Origin of the sequence: Marinobacter sp. tcs-11 (assembly GCF_002049515.1) — a bacterium.
GTDB lineage: Bacteria > Pseudomonadota > Gammaproteobacteria > Pseudomonadales > Oleiphilaceae > Marinobacter > Marinobacter nauticus.
Window position 1 is genome coordinate 224,966 of record NZ_LLYU01000004.1, and the last position, 15,496, is coordinate 240,461.

Genomic DNA, 15,496 nt, shown 5'->3' on the forward strand with positions numbered 1-15,496 from the left:
ATCGCTACGCGACCTCACCATTTTCTGAATTGGACTTCTTTAACTTCGGGTCTTCGATGTATCGTGCACTCAATTGTGCTAACGCAGCGAGAACAATATTTTTGTTCATCGTTCCAGCCCCATCCAAGGTCTCCGTGACCCTATCAACGAGATGCTCAATCTCTTCCCGGTCGGAGTCAGTAACTTCAAACTCTTGCAGAAGTGGTGTTGGCCTTCCATCTTTACCAACAAGTACTGCCATTGCATGCCGTTTCTCAGGCCGGCCCTTTATCCTTGTGAAGGTTTCTGCTTTGAGGAACTTTTGCGCCATAGAAGCGAGCTCTATTGACGCTCGATCCATATCCGGATCAACCCAATCTCGCGGTGGTTTGTTTGCTGCAAGGCTGGCAATAGATTCGAAGCCTTGGTCGCTGCCATCAAATTCTGCAAGCCGCCCCACAAATGCGTCCAAACGGAAATCACCAGCGAGTTCCTTCACGTTCTCCGCGCGATCGCGTAATTCAATGAGCGATTGAGGTGAGAGATTGGGGACTTGCAACTCAGCAAGAAGCATGTCCCTAAGTCGATTTACCATCGCTGGGTATGCTTGCACCAACTCTTGAAGCCCCTCGCGCACGACAGAAACGACATTGTGAACATCAAATTGCTCTGACATGTCCGCACTCTGTGGATCGACAAAAGCTGGAATATCATCGAATAGAAACTTATTCGGATCGTTTGCACGCTTGAACATATCTCGAACCTGGACGGCTCTAGAGGACAGTCGCATGGTTCGCTTCGTCCAGTTTGGGAGCTTTTCATAAATAGCAACTAACCCCCGCGCAACGTCGATGGGCTGGAGATGGATGAGCTCATTTTTTCCGTCAAGCTCCCGCACGAGATCGACCATTTCTGAGAGCAAGCTACGCGAAACCTTATCGAGATCCATCCAACGTAATTGGATCGTCTCCGCATCCTTTGCCAGGTAATCCACGTCCACATCATCAAATGTGGCCCGGAATAAACCTTGCCTATATATAGCGAGGTGATCTCGTTGACTGAGGATGAACGCAACGGATAACACGGGCATCAGCCCCGGCTTGATACCGAACGGCTTTCTCGCCCAACAGTTATCAAATACTTCCGCAATTGTTACGGGCCGATCCTTACGATCTTTAATATATTGAATTGCAGCATTCCAGGCTGGAGCTAGGTTATGCTGCTCGTCATTCTCAGACGGCGCAACAAAACGCCAACCATTTTCGGTTTCAGCATGAAGACCTGTGGCTTGCAAGAGCGAAGCATACAAGCCTCCCTCTACGGGGAAACCGTTAATGCCTAAGCGTGGCTCGGCTTCTCGCATAATCATGCGTTTGAGAAGCGCATTCTGGCCCGCTATGGCGCTGCCTGAGGGCTTTTGACGATTCAGAAGCTCGTTGTGAAGTGTCGGACACTGACTATAACGATTGCCAGCAAGCTCCGAAGCCAAACCATTCAAGCCGGTCTGACTGTATTGCTTTGCGACCTCTCCTTTTCGGCACCAGATAGCATTGGCAACAAACTTGCTCAATTCCATTTCTAACTGCGCCTGCATCTCAGCAATTCTTGCCGATACTTCTCGCCTCGCTACCGGATCACCAGCAAGCTCGGGGTGATCGTTGCTAACTTTGTGGAGCGCCAACAACTCCTTCGCCAGCACTACGACCGACCAGGCTTGCTGTGAGTAGCCCGCCACGATATCCCATTCTTCACTTAAGTCGGCCGCCTGTTGGCAAAGGTCGTGAATCTGTTCTTCATCTTCGCCTTTGGTGGGAACAACGAGCAGAAACTCTCCAATGACCCCATTCTTTGGTTTAAACCCCTCAGCCACCCTCAGCACGTCCTTTGCGGGCGTGATATTCATATCAAACCATCGCATGGCGCCTGTCTCATGGTAATGTCGCTTGGCGAGAACAGGCTGTAAACCAGCCAAGGATTCAAGCTTTTTGTAATCCAGCTCTGCAATATCCTCCAACGCCGTGCCGAGGGCCTGATCAATATTGAAATCACTGCCGGCAAAGATGGCATGGGCGCCCTGAAACTTCTTAAATATGGTCAGTGACCATTTACCCAGGAGCGCGAGCGCATCTTTCAATGAGCCTTCGCTATGATCAGGGAAGCAGGTTTGAAGCAGCTCGAAGCTTGGCACAAGCCCCGATCGTTCCTTAAACAGATCTACAAGTGCTATATTTTTTAGAACCTTAACTAAGAAATCATCCCCGCCATTACCCTCACACCGGTCTAAAGCTTCAGCTGCAATCGCCCATCGATGACCATCTGGAGACGCCAGAATCGAAGGCTCAAGATTGGCGCGCAGATAGTCCCATAACCTATCCAGCGTGTAGACATCAGCTTCATCCGCCAAGCGGAGAAAATCTTGAAATCCATTTGGCTCAGAAGAGTTGAGGAAGCCGAAAATGCTACGTTGGTTTTGCCCAAATCTGCGGCGAGAAATGGGACCCAAAAGGCAAGCTACAACAGGGTGCAGAGGCCAACACCTAGCCAACATCTCGGCCAATCGCCCCGCACTCTCTGGACGCTCCTTACGCGCAATGTTCGCAACAGTTTGCACCTGATTTCCAGGCTTCGGCTTGCCTCCGTCCACCTCAATCGCACGAGAAATGAGGTCAATCTGTTCTTCGCCCATCGTATTAACGGGCAAATCAACGAAACGTCCTTGAATTTTCGACCACTCATTTCGCAGTTCATGTGAAAGCCGATGGGCATATTCGTCAAACGCTTGATGTAGGACGCCTACGAAAAGAAGTCGACCGTTACTCCGCGATGCAGCTTCTGCTATTCGCTGGAAAAGATAAACATCAGATCCGTCCTGAGCAGCAGCTTCTAGGAACTTCCCCATCTCGTCGACAAATAAGAGGAGACCACCATGCGCAGATGCATCGCTAATAGCCAGAGAAACAAGACTTTCCACTATGCTATCTTCTGTCCAGTTCAGCTCCGAGCTTGGAGATGCATAACCGCCCCTCTCTAAAGCTTCTCCCAGGACACTAACCGGATCACCTCGTCTTCCAACAACCGGCAGGATTCGCCATCCTAGTTCACCAGTCGGAAAAGCCTCTCGCATTTTTTGGGTGAGTTCATTTCCGAAGACAGACGCCGCTTGCTCTTGTAACTCAGCGTTCCCATCCAGCAAAGCGCTTAGAGCAATTGCCAAGCTTGACTTGCCACTACCGTATGGCCCTGTCCAGGTAAATGCACCCTGCCCGGTTTCGGAGCTGTGCCGAGCCATCGAAATAAGAACATCAGCTGACGACTGAGGGCATACAAATCCATCCAGGGCTTCTTTACTTCCTAGATCCGTGTCAATTTGTATAGATTTTTGGAAACGCCGAGCAATGCTGACGCGATCAATCAAAGCCACTAGGCTGCCTCTCTATCATCTGAGCTTTCGAAATCTTTCTTAACAAAATCAAGCGCATTATCGAAGTCCAGATCTGAGGTCCGAATAACCTGCTTCAAGCCCGCGGTTTCTGACCAACGAAGAGCACTATTAGTAAAGCCGTCGAGTTTAAACAAACGATCAGCAACATCATTCTCATCCAACAGAAAGACTCTCCCTGGAGACCCGGGCTCGTGGGCAATCGCCTCGAACGCAAGCGTTGAAGACTGTGGAGAGAATTCCTGCCAGAATTTCATGAGGGCAAAAACAAAGACACCGTCGCCTAGCGTGTTTTTCTGACCACGGACGAACCGGTACTCATCTTGTCGCGATACGTGCTTTATTAAACCAAGCTCGGTAAGAGGGCTTTCGAGAGAATCGTCTCGCCTACCTTTCGCAGACGAGGGCTGATCAGAATAGGTACGCAAAAAACACGCAACGTCGTTCTTAATCGTTGCATGAGCTGATGCAGGCCACTCTTCCTGCAATCTCTTGACGAGTTTGTCGCGCTCAAATGTGACGGCGGAGAAATAACTGAACGTCCAATACCATGTCGTTTTCTTTTCCCACTCTGTCGCCAAGTTCCAATGAATCAGCCATAGTGAGTTCGGATTTTCTAGATAAGGGTCCACCCCATCCTGCCCGAAAAGGAACTTACCGAGCGCGGTTGTAGTAACTTGGCTCGTTCCCGAAAGTTCCTTGATAACTCCTGCGACAGTTGCCCAATGCCGAATTGAGGCAACCATATTCTTACCAACTCCAAATATCGCAATAGCATCATGCCCCCAACACAGGGACTTATTAGCGGTCTCACCCTCAGTCTGAGCCACACGATCAAAGCATTTTTTTAACCACCCGTATCGGAGTGGAAACGTCTCATGCCCTGAAAATTGAGGTTTATAGTTCCGCTGATACAGTAATCCGCGTGCCATGCACTTTCTTCTCCTGGATGATCCGTCCAGGTGACTGTAATACACCCCTATGCTATGGTCAATTAGTCTCTGGAAGCTTCATCCAGAAGCCTGATCATTGATGATTATTTGCACGGAAAAGCTTCGCTTAGAACTAATTTCTTAATTGCTAGGGCAAAGGCTATGTATTTTGACTATCAATCAACAACTCCGGTTGCTGATCATGTTTTGAACGAAATGCGGCCACATTTCTCAGAAGCCTTCGCTAATCCCCACTCCTCGGACCATGCACTTGGCTGGCGCTCTGCCACTACAGTTGAAGCAGCAGCTCAGCGCGTAGCTGAACTAATCGGTTCAGACAGCGACGAAATCATTTTTTCTTCTGGAGCTACAGAGTCGAACAACCTAGCCATTCTTGGGCTGGGCAGGCGTGCTGCACTGAGAGGGTCATCAAAAACAAGAATTTTGCTGAGTGCAATTGAGCACAAGTGCATTTTGTCGGCTGGGCGCGCGCTTCAAGATCAATACGGCTTCGTCGTTGATATCATTCCGGTTGACCACAAAGGCCACATCGTCGTTTCCGAGCTAGAGCGCTTGATGGATGACGACGTACTGTTGGTCTCAATCATGGCCGTTAACAATGAGATTGGCACGATACAAGACATCGAAAAGCTGTCAGAGGTTGTGCGAAAACACGGTTCCATTTTTCACTGCGACGCGGCCCAAGCTCCCCTAGCCATGTCTGTGGCAGACTTCGCGTCTCATGTAGACATGCTCAGTCTATCTGGTCACAAAATGTATGGTCCAAAAGGCATAGGTGCACTCTACATAAACCGTGAACTTCAAGAGCAAATCGAACCTCTAGTATACGGCGGCGGCCAACAGAAAGGTATTCGCCCTGGCACTCTACCAACCCCATTATGCGTTGGACTGGCCTCAGCAAGTGATTATGTAAGCTCGTCCGAAGCGTCCCATAAACGTGAAGAACTCCGTACCCTTCGGGACAGATTTTTGAATAAGCTCCTGGCTCTACCTTATTCCGCAAGACTGTTTGGAGCGGAGCTGGAAAATCGGCATCCGGGCAACATATCAATTGGATTTGAAGGCTTGAATGCTCAAGACGTTCTGGGCGCACTACAACCGAGGCTAGCTGCTTCAACTGGCTCAGCTTGTACCTCAGGCATTCCTGAACCGTCTCACGTGCTGAAAGCCATCGGCTTAACGACGGAAGAGGCTGAATCTGCCATACGATTCAGCCTTGGTTTTGAGACCACGGAGAAGGAAGTCGATAACGCAGTGGAATTGCTCGAACATGCGCTACTCAGGCTCACCAATTCACTATCAACAACACTTTCTACAGCATAGCCAGCCGGGCGAGCACCCAATCACGAACTCACATGCTTCATTGTTTGAGGACTCCCTTTTAGGAGTCCTCCACAAATTCGAACAGCTCCCCCACTTCGCATCCCAAGAATCGACATAACGCGTCTATCGTCTCAAGCTCCACACGACTCGCTGTTTCGTGATAAAGCCGGGTAATCGTCCCCCGGTTCACCCCTGTTTCCCTCGCCACATCAACAATTTTGAGCTTCTTCTCGCCCATCAGTTTGGACAGATGGCACTTAATCATTTGGCCCACCAAAGAACAAATTAACTCGCAGGAGATCAGAAAGACTTGCAAAAGGTCTTTATGAGTGCATAATAATCTTCAGGAGGACATTTTGAGGCGCTAACAGCGCACCATGTTCTCCAGCACCAAACCATAGCAGAGGTGAATTGTTATGTCACAAGAGTATCTGACCACCGAAGAGCTCGCTCAACGCATCAAATACGATGCTCGGACCATCCGTGAACGGCTGAAGGATTCCGTGCTGATTGAGGGCATCCATTATTTCCGCCCCTTTGGCGGCCGGAAGATTCTCTATATCTGGGAGAAAGTCGAGCAAGACATGTTTGACCAGGCCAGCAGCACTGTGTTTGCCGTGCCGATGGCACGGGGAGGCGTGTGTCGTGGGTAAGATTGTAGAACGGCCAGAGACTGGCAAATTGTTCTTTGACTTCCGCTACCGGGACAAACGCTGCCGAGAGCAAACGGCTCTGGACAACACGCCCACAAATCGAAAAAAACTCCAGGCGATTCTCAAACGAATCGAAGCGGAAATCACACTGGGTACTTTCGAGTACCACACGTATTTCCCAAACAGCCCTCGTGCTCAGGAGTTCACCCGCCAAGCAGATCTTCTGCGGTCTCGCGAAGCCCACGACACGCCGTTGTTCAGTGAGTTTTGTGAGACTTGGCTGGATGAGATGCGGGTGCAGTGGCGAAAGTCACACATCACCACCATCGAAGGAACCCTGAGGAACTACCTGATCCCGGAGTTTGGGGAGAAGGAGGTTGGCCACATCACCAGGCAGGAAATTCTTTCGTTCCGGGCGTCACTCGCCAAAGTAGAAACCCGGAGCAAAAAGCCACTTTCCGCCAGCCGTATTAACCGCATCATGACGCCTTTGCGCATGATTCTGGGAGAGGCAGCCAACCGCTTTGAGTTTACCTCACCCTACCAGGGGATCAAATCACTGAAGGTGCCCCGGTCCGATGTAGAGCCGTTTTCACTGGAGGAGGTTCGTCTGATTCTCGCCACGGTTCGGGCGGATTTCAGGAACTACTACACCGTTCGCTTCTTTACCGGTCTTCGGACCGGCGAGATCGATGGCTTGCAGTGGGATTGCGTCGACTTTCAACGCCGGCAGATTCTGGTTCGCCAGGCATTGGTGAACGGGGAAATCGAGCAAACCAAAACCGATGGCAGCTACCGCCACATTGAAATGCCTCAACTCGTCTACGATGCCCTCAATGACCAGCACAAGGCTACCGGAAACAAGAGCTTTGTGTTCTGCAACCGTGAAGGAAACCCGCTTAACCACAACAACGTCACCAAACGGGTGTGGTATCCCCTGCTCAGCCATCTGGGGCTGCGAAAGCGCCGGCCGTACCAGACTCGCCACACCGCCGCGACGTTGTGGCTGGCTGCTGGCGAGAATCCGGAATGGATTGCCCGGCAGATGGGCCATACCACAACGGAAATGTTGTTCCGGGTGTACAGCCGATATGTGCCGAACCTGACCCGTCGGGATGGTTCTGCGTTTGAGCGGCTTTTGATCAATGAGTTCGAAGCAACCAGCAGTGCCCCGAAAGACGAGGTGACGTCATGAACAGCTATCCGGTTATTCACTTCACTGAGGCGGCCTATCCGCCGCCTCAGTCTGTACTGACGCGACTGGCAAAGGCGTTGCAGTTTTGCCTCCACATTCCTCAGGACGATTCGTTGGTATGTGTTTTGGGATTCGGCTGGGAGAAAACCAACACCCAGGCACTGGAAACCTGGATCCGGAATACCCTGACCGCTCCTGATGACGAAGGCGTTCGGCTAGTGCTTCCATGGCTGATCGAACGACTTGAGCGTGATTTGCTGCGTATGGAGGCTAGCCTATGAAGGACGTCAGCTCCCTACCCCGTGCGGGTGACCTCCGTTCTTTTGAGGGAACCATTACAAGGGTGGCCATTCTGGAGGCCAATTTTGGTCGAGCGGTCCTGGAGATGACTCTGGAGAATCGCGAAGATGTGCTGGATGTCATTTTTGAGCCCGACGGCCATAGCCCTTCACTCCCAGACACCAGTTGGGGCCCCGTCAGGTTGTTATACCCGTCGAGCGAATCACCAACCGAGGGCCCAGTTACGGGTTACAAGCTGAGCCGGATTGATGCCCTTAACGGTCTCGATTGCCTGCCTGCCTCGCAGGTGTCCAAGCCAGACCTCGTCGATGAAACCGAGACATGGGTCAGTACATGTCCGGTTCCTGTCCTGCGAAAGTTCACGTGGCAGGTCCTCGGACAGTCCAGCATCGGTGTGCCCTTCTTCCAGGCCAGAGCGAGCCAGGATCACCATCACGCATTTGCCGGCGGGCTCGCCGACCACAGCCTTGCCGTCGCACGATTAACGCTGCAGTCCTTACCGGACATGAATGAGCGCGAAGCGTGGCTCTGTGCCATCGCAGGCTTGATGCATGACATCGGGAAAATCCGTTGCTTTGACGAAAACGGCACGATTGCACCGGGCTTTGTCCTGAAACATGAGCATTGGACTCTGGAGGTCTTAGCAAAGGCACTGTCGTGGCTGGATCGTCAATGGTCAGATGGTGCCTTGGCGATTCGTTACCTGCTAACCGCCAAGGACGCTACGGCGGGATATCGCCCTCTCCTGCCCGGGGTTATGGCCATCGCCTATGCCGACAGAATGAACTCCGCACTAAACGTTCGGGCACAAGCCTTTGCGGAGCGGCCGCAGTGGCAACGCTTCGCCAAAACGCAAGGCTTTGGGCCACCAAGTAGCTTTTGGCTGCCGAACCAGGTGTCATTGTGACTCAACTGGGACATGGCCTGACATTTGCCAGGGATGTGTCCCACCGCTGTCTCGTGACATGTCCCACTCTTTCCAGCGAAACATGCTCATGACGGAACGCTACCTTTACATCCACGAGGCCGCCAAGCTGGCCAATCTCAGCACCAAGACCCTGTACCGGCGGATGAACGATGGCAGGTTGAATTACACGATTGGCGCCGACCAGCGCCGCCAACTCCGCCAATCGGATGTTCAGGCGCTGGCTATTCAATGCCGTGCATCGATACCTACAACCAACGACAACACCGTCAACACTCGGCTGCGAGGCATTGAGCAAAAGCTCGATGAGCTGCTGGCACTGCAACAGAAACTCCTCTCGCTGTATCAGCCTCGGTCACTGGACCAACTGGCCAGTAAACACAAACGCTCCTAGTCCTCATCAACCACTGGCGGCTCACCTACAAACTCGAGCCGCTTAGTGTCTATCGCCAAGCCGCCAGCAAAGGCAACAGCGGCCGCAAACAGAGCAAACCGGACTGTCGTCATCGTCATCTGCCTGGCTGCTACGCCCAATTTTGGTTCTGGCCGAACTTCCAATTGGGCGACACCCCAGAGATTACGTTGACCTATCGCACACTCGGTCGATAGCTTCACGCGAGATTCCCGAACATCCAACTCTTCTGACCAGTAACGCTTGATCTGGCCCTTGTTGTGTTTACTATCTGGGGCCGGTTTCACGACCACCGTTACGAGGTGACAAAGGCCCGCCTGCTGGAGCAACCGACGGTAACGCTTTTTGTCAGCATCCGATCGGAACGAAATCTGTTGATGGCTGCGTTGCATTGCGTTCTGGACCGCGTTCAATGCCGATGCGAATTCCTCTGGTTCTGACTGGGACCAACTCAAAAGTTTCTCGAAGATGTCGTTGGTCAACTCCTGCCCCGCATGAGGTGTCGGTGGAGCGGGACACTGAGCTAATTCCGGCCAGGTCGCACTGGGATTCTTTTTCTGATCCCTTTCAAAGAAGGGGTTTGGCAGCTCTCCCTGATGATGAGCAGACCAACGGCGTGAGACACCCTTCACGGCATTTTTGTCAGTGCTATCGTTCATCATCTTCATGGCCCGGCGGTGCCAGCGCCTAGCCTGCTCAATAGCTACGCCAAAATGCGTCGCTGATTCCAGCACAGCCTCTTCGTCACCCACCCCTTTGGCCTTGAGTACAGCCATTCTATGGAATAAATGGTATATGCCCATGGCTGTCATTCGAGGAGCACACAACTCGTCCAGGTTCATTTCTGGAGCAGTGGGAAGCACATAACCCTTCAACTCCGATAACCGCAGAGTTCTATATCCGGCCGGCCAACCACTGCTGGAGACACACATCAAATCATTCGCATCCGTTCTGCCTGTCAGACGGTGACGGGTACGAAACACGGAAACGGATGCCGAGTCGATCCCGAGAAGATACGCTTGCTGCTCCATTGTCAGCGTCTCTTGTTGGACTGACAGACGCCTCTTGAAAGCCGCCCAGTCTGTGAGATGCACATAGCTCCTGAGAGTCTCCCCGGGCGTTGCGTGCCCTACCCATTGGCCGAGCATCCAAAGGCGCTTCCCTGTCACAGAGCCCGCTGACGCAAGCTCAGCTAATGCCGGGAAATCGCTTCCCCAATGGGGCATCACAATATTGTCCTGATCATCCCTGGCCCACGCCTCACTAAATAGTTCCCCCGGTTTAGATTCCAGGAGGCGCAGCGCTGTAAACGTGGCGAATGAGTGTCTTAGGTGATGGAACCGCAGACTAGAGCCCGATGCGATCCCCATCGCCTCTTGAATGGGGCTGAACAGCAGCCAGGGTGACAGCATTATGTTTGAGAAATTGCGATCGCAAAACACCAGTTCATGAGGGCGGTTCGCTATTTGTTCTGCCAGACGGAGTTTTACCCAGTCCCGCAGCTCTCTGAGCTCGCTGTGCGTCAGCAAAACCGAAAGCGGCATTCTCCGGATGCCTGCGTTGCTTTTAACTGAACCATGCTTGCTGGGTCGCACAAGCAGCTCAGGACGACTAAGCTCTGGCCGGCATAAGCCCGGCAGATCGCGCAGTTGGAGTTTGTGGACCTCGCCTCGCCGGAGGCCACAGCGGAACCCGAGTACCAAGACCAGCCTACGAATCCTGGCAAGGCGCGGTTCGGAGCTCTGCTGGGAGAGCAATTGAAGGGCTCTCGCAAATTCCGCAGGCGTGAGAATCTCAGCGTCAACGACCCTTTCTGTTCCTCTTTGCTCAATAAACGCTTCGGGGAGCGCGAAATGGTCTGTCAGAAAATTGTGGAATTTGCGAGCAGCGGTGGCCCGATTCAGCCTGTGAGCATTGGATTTCGCGCTCCGGACAATTTCGTCATAAATCTCGTCCCAATCACCCGCCTCCAACTCCCGCAGGTCCCCGACCATCGCGAGCGCTGTCGTGAGGTGCACTCCAATTCTCGAAAGATAAGTCCTGATGGAGTTGAGCGCTAATGTGTCAGCACCTCCAGTCTTTTCTCGAGTTACTAGGCTCCGACACCATAAACTCAACACCCGCACGATGGGTGCCGATCGGCTATCAGCTGCGATGTCTGCCAGGTTGGCAGCTATTTGTTTACGTGTTCGCCGCTTGCCATTCCATTTTGACTGTAACGCTCTACGAACATTTCTGAGCCCGTCCAGTCCATCGACAGAAATATCGCTCCTTAGTTCGGGTGCATCCACTGTCGGGGACATTATGTTCAGCAAAGGCTGAACGCCACTGGTCTCCGTCCTCGAGGGAACCTTTTTGGTATTGAGACGCCACCACGCGGAATCAGGCAAAGAAACACTGCTATTGCGGTTAGTCTGGTAATGATGGATATACCCACAGCTTTCCAGGCTACTCGCCGTAGCGGCTGCACTAACGAATGCGCCGATTCTTATTAACGGCGTATCGAACTCTCCCGCGACCTGTTGGACAAACCTTTGCAGCAATTCAGCGGCGGACTCCTTCGGCCACCACCGCCCCCAACGGCGGCACCACCTCCGGATCAATAAAATCGTCAGTGAATCCGGAAACCACCTGCGCAACTGGTGATCGCTCATCAGCTCATACCAGTAAACTCCCTCGATGCTAAATATGCCGGCGCTCAGTTTCTCAGTTGCCGCATCAATCCATGCTGGATGATGCAGCCCACCGTAACTGATCATGGAGAACACGAGCTGGCCCGCCTCGTAATACATCAGCTCATGTTCATTCAGCCCCTCGGTGCACATCCCCTCAGAGAGAGACTGGTTAAAGCGCTGCTCCAGCTCCCGATAGTCAGGCAGGCGTGAAAACGCCTCCGGGGTTGCTAGGGCTTTTTCGGCCTGTGCCATCGTTGCGTAGGCTGGAAGACTTACATCCCAGTTGTAAGTGCGAACACCCTCGCGAAGAAACTCCACTATGGTGTTGTGTCGAACCCGTTTCTCCTGCCCCGGCTGACCACCACAGACGTGCTCAATCAAAGTGGTGACTTCCGAGTCTCTGACCACCTTGTTTTTGGTCCGCGCGAAAATTTCGGGGAAGTCGCTCCGGATGATGTCCAACGTGCGCGACTTCTCGAGTGCTTTGGCGGCGGCGTTGAATCGGTGCTGACTGCGATACTCATCTCCATGCAGGGCCCTGTCAGTGGGGATATGTCGAGTCATAGCCCTCCCTCCAACGGTTCCCAGCCCATATCAACCAAAATCCTGTTCAGGACCGGAGCTAACTGATCCCGATAGACTCGAAAATCGAAACTAGAAAATTTTCCGTGGGGCTCTTGACCTTGGGACCAATGCCCCATAAAAACGTCAACCAATTCTCCGGCTACGCCACGGGCACGCAGCTCGCTGCGCAGAAAATGTCGATTCGTGTTGAGCGGTAGATCATAAGCCCACTCAGAATGTTCCATAAGTTTTTTGGGAGTTATCGGAGAAACACCGGTGCTGCGTTTCTCCAGAAAAAACAGGAAATGTTCGGGTGCTGGCTGCTTATGAAGGGCCCATAAACGGTGGATCAGTGCTTCACGGTATGTGCGGTATAGCCGCAAATGGTCCCGGAGAATTGGGGCGATTGGAACCAGGCGAGAGTGACTCATATCATCACCCATCTTATCAGCAACCACCAGAAATCCACTCGCCTCATCGATATCCGACTCGCGGGAGATTGGGAACCTGACACTCCGATAGCCGGTGGCGAACGCTACCAGGAAGGCTGTATACACGGTGTAGTGGTTGTGAAACTCTGCCAAGGCGTGATCGGCCGATGGCATTGTGCGCGCCTGCGCCACAGCCGCCTTTAGATCAGAGACCAACAATGGCAGCCTTTCAGGTTTCGGATAGAAAGGCGAGCCGATCGACTCCTCGTTCATCACTAGTTGCCGCATGAAGGTCGAACATTCGTTCTGCAAACCCGGCATTTGGGCTATCGTATCCAGATAGAGATTCTGCAGGCGCTCTACTGTTGTGTGATAGTAATACAGTGCCGTTGACTGACCATAAGGTGGCATAATTCCGGTAATCAGAACGGCATCTGCAATATCGCCATTTCCACTGACGAGACGATTAAACAGTTGCCGTTGTAGTCGAGTCACCGTTAACCCCGTATCCTCCCGGCGGACTCCTTCCCTCAATGCTTCTTTTGCCTGGTGCAAAAGAGTAAATTTTTGGGCTCTGGAAAATAGATTGCGAATACCCCACTCCGAGGGCTCTCCCAGAAATCGAATGAGTATTGCCCAGAGAAAATCCGGTATCGGTAAAGCCAGGGTCTCGGAGGCCGATGCCAGATTGCGATCCCAAGCTGCTCGCATCGGCCTCCTGCGCTCAGGCCGCAAAGGTTTCGATATCCAGGTTCTGGACTCGGCACACAGAGAGATATGCTCGTCCGAATGAGACAGTGGCACCAAGTCGCTGCTCCCGTAGAGCTTGGTATCAGCCACCTGTTTCAACGGCCTACCCGTCACAGCACTCAAAAGTAATGCCAGGCTTTCTGGGCTGATGTCCCGCTCCACCCATTCAAGAAAGCTGACCCAATCCAGCTCATTCAACTGCTCCCAACGCCCCGCGAGCAACTGGGCACTCCGCTTTATCTGATTGGCCACTGCCCGTTGCTGATAAAGCCCATGTTCAGGAGCTTTTCCTTGCCTACCAGAGTACCGGGCGTTCAGCATTTGAATTGAATTAGCGCTGATGGTGTCGGAAGCCGACAGTCCTCCTAAAACACCCTCATGCAACGCCTGCTCATCATCCGAAGACAGTGCTGGTATCGCCAATAGACCGTCGGTCGCCAATCCGTCGTCTGGATCTACACCGCTTAGATCGTCCCGCCACGAGGTGTCGACGTACTCTCGGGGGCCATTGGATCCCCGAGTGCGGCTTTGCGGAAGCTCACGCCCTAGCGAGAGCCCGATTATTCTTCTGAGATTACGGAAGCGGGCCAATACTGAAGACGCAATCCCCGCCGGGTTTGAACGGATGAAAGCTTCCAAACTCTGGTAGAGCGCTAACGGATTGCAATTAACCTCCCCGAACTGCTCCAAATAATCATCCGACAACAGGCGAATTTCACGACACGCTGCAAGAACATTGATGTCCGGAATCGGTATAACGGTACCCGAACCTGTTCCACGCGATCGCCCTGCATAGACCGACAGGATCACATGCGCCAATAGAACCACGCGTGGCAACGAGCGTGTTGAACGCTGAGAAAGATGGTCCAGTGCAGCATAAACTGGATGTTCAGTGATGTAAGACCCTCGAGAAAATGCCATTTTGGGGATCCATTCAGAGGGCACCGAATCTGCACCTAACTCAATCGCATGGCAGAGTTCGATCATTTCATCCAGATGGGCAAACACCTCCTCACATCGTGAGTAGGACAGCGCCATTTCTCGCATCACTCCAAGAACGTTCGCGATGACCGGCGCGATTGTGATGATGTTCCGTCGATCCTGCGGCGGCGAGATTAGCCTCTCAAGCATCCGTGACGTGACGTCAAAAGGAATTACTGCCGTCATTAGCATTACTCCGTCCGACGATATGTTGGTTGTAGCTCCTCAGGCTTCGGTCGCGAGAACTTCTTTCGATCTCCCGAAAGGAATCTCGCCAACCCCTGCTTCGAATGGATACTTTCTGGAAAACCTTCGCTGGATTTAGATAACTCCCAGAGAGGCAAGACAGACTGCTCATAGACTGCAGGACATAGGGCACCAAAGCTGATTGTCAAAAACTCCAGCAATCCGGCTCGAGCCAGCAGCTTATGTTGTGGAACCTGAGCATGCTCCAGAACTGAGACACGGGTTTTAGGATCTAGATAACCCGCCAATTCCACTGAACGGAAGTTGCCAATAGCGTGAAAGCCGCGCTGGCGTGCTATGACGACAGGGGGGTGTAACGCTATATATTCACTTATGATTTCTTGAGGCCACTCAGAAAGGTCACGTGCACGATATAAGGGATTAGATAAAAGGTTTCGAGCATTCAACGACAGATCCTGCGAAACCATTAGTTGATCCACTCGTATTCGGCGATACCTCAGAATGTCTCTACTCACTGCTGCACCTCATGAAAACTGAATTAAGACTAATGACCTTTGGTCAACATTCATTTTCCACAGGAGGAACAGCCCTGAGTCACCGAAAGGTGGCAGTTTTCTGGGGGTTTTTGTTCAATCAGTCTTTTTCTGAACGAAATTTGGTCAAACAATGACAGCTGTGGGCACAATATCATCTAACTCGCAGGAGCAAT

Annotated in this window: 11 protein-coding genes; 6 read left to right on the forward strand and 5 right to left on the reverse strand. The window is 52.4% G+C overall.

Annotated elements, in window-relative coordinates:
- Positions 1-4: 4 nt before the first annotated feature.
- Together ARC85_RS07125 and ARC85_RS07130 are read right to left on the reverse strand one after the other, a co-directional pair.
- On the reverse strand, positions 5-3,400 hold the full coding sequence (locus ARC85_RS07125; protein ID WP_286714592.1) for an ATP-binding protein: 3,396 nt from the start codon (positions 3,398-3,400) through the stop codon (positions 5-7).
- Positions 3,400-4,350 carry a DUF4007 family protein gene (locus tag ARC85_RS07130; protein ID WP_286714593.1) on the reverse strand — a complete coding sequence of 317 codons (951 nt, stop codon included), beginning with the start codon at positions 4,348-4,350 and terminating at the stop codon, positions 3,400-3,402. Before ARC85_RS07130 ends, ARC85_RS07125 begins: the two co-directional genes overlap by 1 nt.
- A gap of 162 nt (positions 4,351-4,512) precedes the next feature.
- On the opposite strand from ARC85_RS07130, the gene ARC85_RS07135 reads away from it, so the two are divergent.
- Positions 4,513-5,694, forward strand: coding sequence for a cysteine desulfurase family protein (locus ARC85_RS07135; RefSeq protein ID WP_286714594.1), 1,182 nt, complete (start codon positions 4,513-4,515; stop codon positions 5,692-5,694).
- A 58-nt stretch (positions 5,695-5,752) separates the two neighbouring features.
- On the opposite strand, the gene ARC85_RS07140 is transcribed toward ARC85_RS07135, so the two are convergent.
- Positions 5,753-5,959 carry a helix-turn-helix domain-containing protein gene (locus ARC85_RS07140; RefSeq protein ID WP_286714595.1) on the reverse strand — a complete coding sequence of 69 codons (207 nt, stop codon included), beginning with the start codon at positions 5,957-5,959 and terminating at the stop codon, positions 5,753-5,755.
- Positions 5,960-6,110: 151 nt separating this feature from the next.
- Between ARC85_RS07140 and ARC85_RS07145 the strand changes: the two genes are divergently transcribed.
- The 5 genes from ARC85_RS07145 (at position 6,111) to ARC85_RS07165 (ending at position 9,161) form a co-directional block, all read left to right on the forward strand.
- The gene (locus ARC85_RS07145) at positions 6,111-6,347 is read left to right on the forward strand and encodes a hypothetical protein (RefSeq protein WP_094625154.1); all 237 of its coding nucleotides are present in this window, start codon (positions 6,111-6,113) and stop codon (positions 6,345-6,347) included.
- The gene (locus ARC85_RS07150; protein WP_286714596.1) at positions 6,340-7,542 is read left to right on the forward strand and encodes an Arm DNA-binding domain-containing protein; all 1,203 of its coding nucleotides are present in this window, start codon (positions 6,340-6,342) and stop codon (positions 7,540-7,542) included. Before ARC85_RS07145 ends, ARC85_RS07150 begins: the two co-directional genes overlap by 8 nt.
- Positions 7,539-7,823: a hypothetical protein gene (locus ARC85_RS07155; RefSeq protein WP_286714597.1), complete on the forward strand. Its 285-nt coding sequence runs from the start codon at positions 7,539-7,541 to the stop codon at positions 7,821-7,823. The genes ARC85_RS07150 and ARC85_RS07155 overlap by 4 nt, the downstream gene beginning before the upstream one ends.
- Complete coding sequence (locus ARC85_RS07160; protein WP_286714598.1) at positions 7,820-8,749, forward strand: HD domain-containing protein; 930 nt, start codon at positions 7,820-7,822, stop codon at positions 8,747-8,749. Before ARC85_RS07155 ends, ARC85_RS07160 begins: the two co-directional genes overlap by 4 nt.
- Before the next feature lie 88 nt (positions 8,750-8,837).
- A complete protein-coding gene (locus ARC85_RS07165; protein WP_286714599.1) occupies positions 8,838-9,161 on the forward strand; it encodes a hypothetical protein in 324 nt (107 codons plus the stop codon).
- Here ARC85_RS07165 and ARC85_RS07170 read toward each other — a convergent pair.
- Entirely contained in the window at positions 9,158-12,418 is a 3,261-nt protein-coding gene (locus ARC85_RS07170) for a tyrosine-type recombinase/integrase (RefSeq protein WP_286714600.1), read from the reverse strand. The two genes, ARC85_RS07165 and ARC85_RS07170, sit on opposite strands and share 4 nt — an antisense overlap.
- Positions 12,415-14,766, reverse strand: coding sequence for a site-specific integrase (locus ARC85_RS07175; protein ID WP_286714601.1), 2,352 nt, complete (start codon positions 14,764-14,766; stop codon positions 12,415-12,417). Before ARC85_RS07175 ends, ARC85_RS07170 begins: the two co-directional genes overlap by 4 nt.
- Positions 14,767-15,496 lie beyond the last annotated feature (730 nt).

Coding starts and splice junctions, on each gene's coding strand:
- ARC85_RS07130 (WP_286714593.1), bottom strand. CDS start 4,350: ATGGCACGCGGATTACTGTATCAGCGGAACTATAAACCTCAATTTTCA.
- ARC85_RS07135 (WP_286714594.1), top strand. CDS start 4,513: ATGTATTTTGACTATCAATCAACAACTCCGGTTGCTGATCATGTTTTG.
- ARC85_RS07140 (WP_286714595.1), bottom strand. CDS start 5,959: ATGATTAAGTGCCATCTGTCCAAACTGATGGGCGAGAAGAAGCTCAAA.
- ARC85_RS07145 (WP_094625154.1), top strand. CDS start 6,111: ATGTCACAAGAGTATCTGACCACCGAAGAGCTCGCTCAACGCATCAAA.
- ARC85_RS07155 (WP_286714597.1), top strand. CDS start 7,539: ATGAACAGCTATCCGGTTATTCACTTCACTGAGGCGGCCTATCCGCCG.
- ARC85_RS07160 (WP_286714598.1), top strand. CDS start 7,820: ATGAAGGACGTCAGCTCCCTACCCCGTGCGGGTGACCTCCGTTCTTTT.
- ARC85_RS07165 (WP_286714599.1), top strand. CDS start 8,838: ATGACGGAACGCTACCTTTACATCCACGAGGCCGCCAAGCTGGCCAAT.
- ARC85_RS07170 (WP_286714600.1), bottom strand. CDS start 12,418: ATGACTCGACATATCCCCACTGACAGGGCCCTGCATGGAGATGAGTAT.
- ARC85_RS07175 (WP_286714601.1), bottom strand. CDS start 14,766: ATGACGGCAGTAATTCCTTTTGACGTCACGTCACGGATGCTTGAGAGG.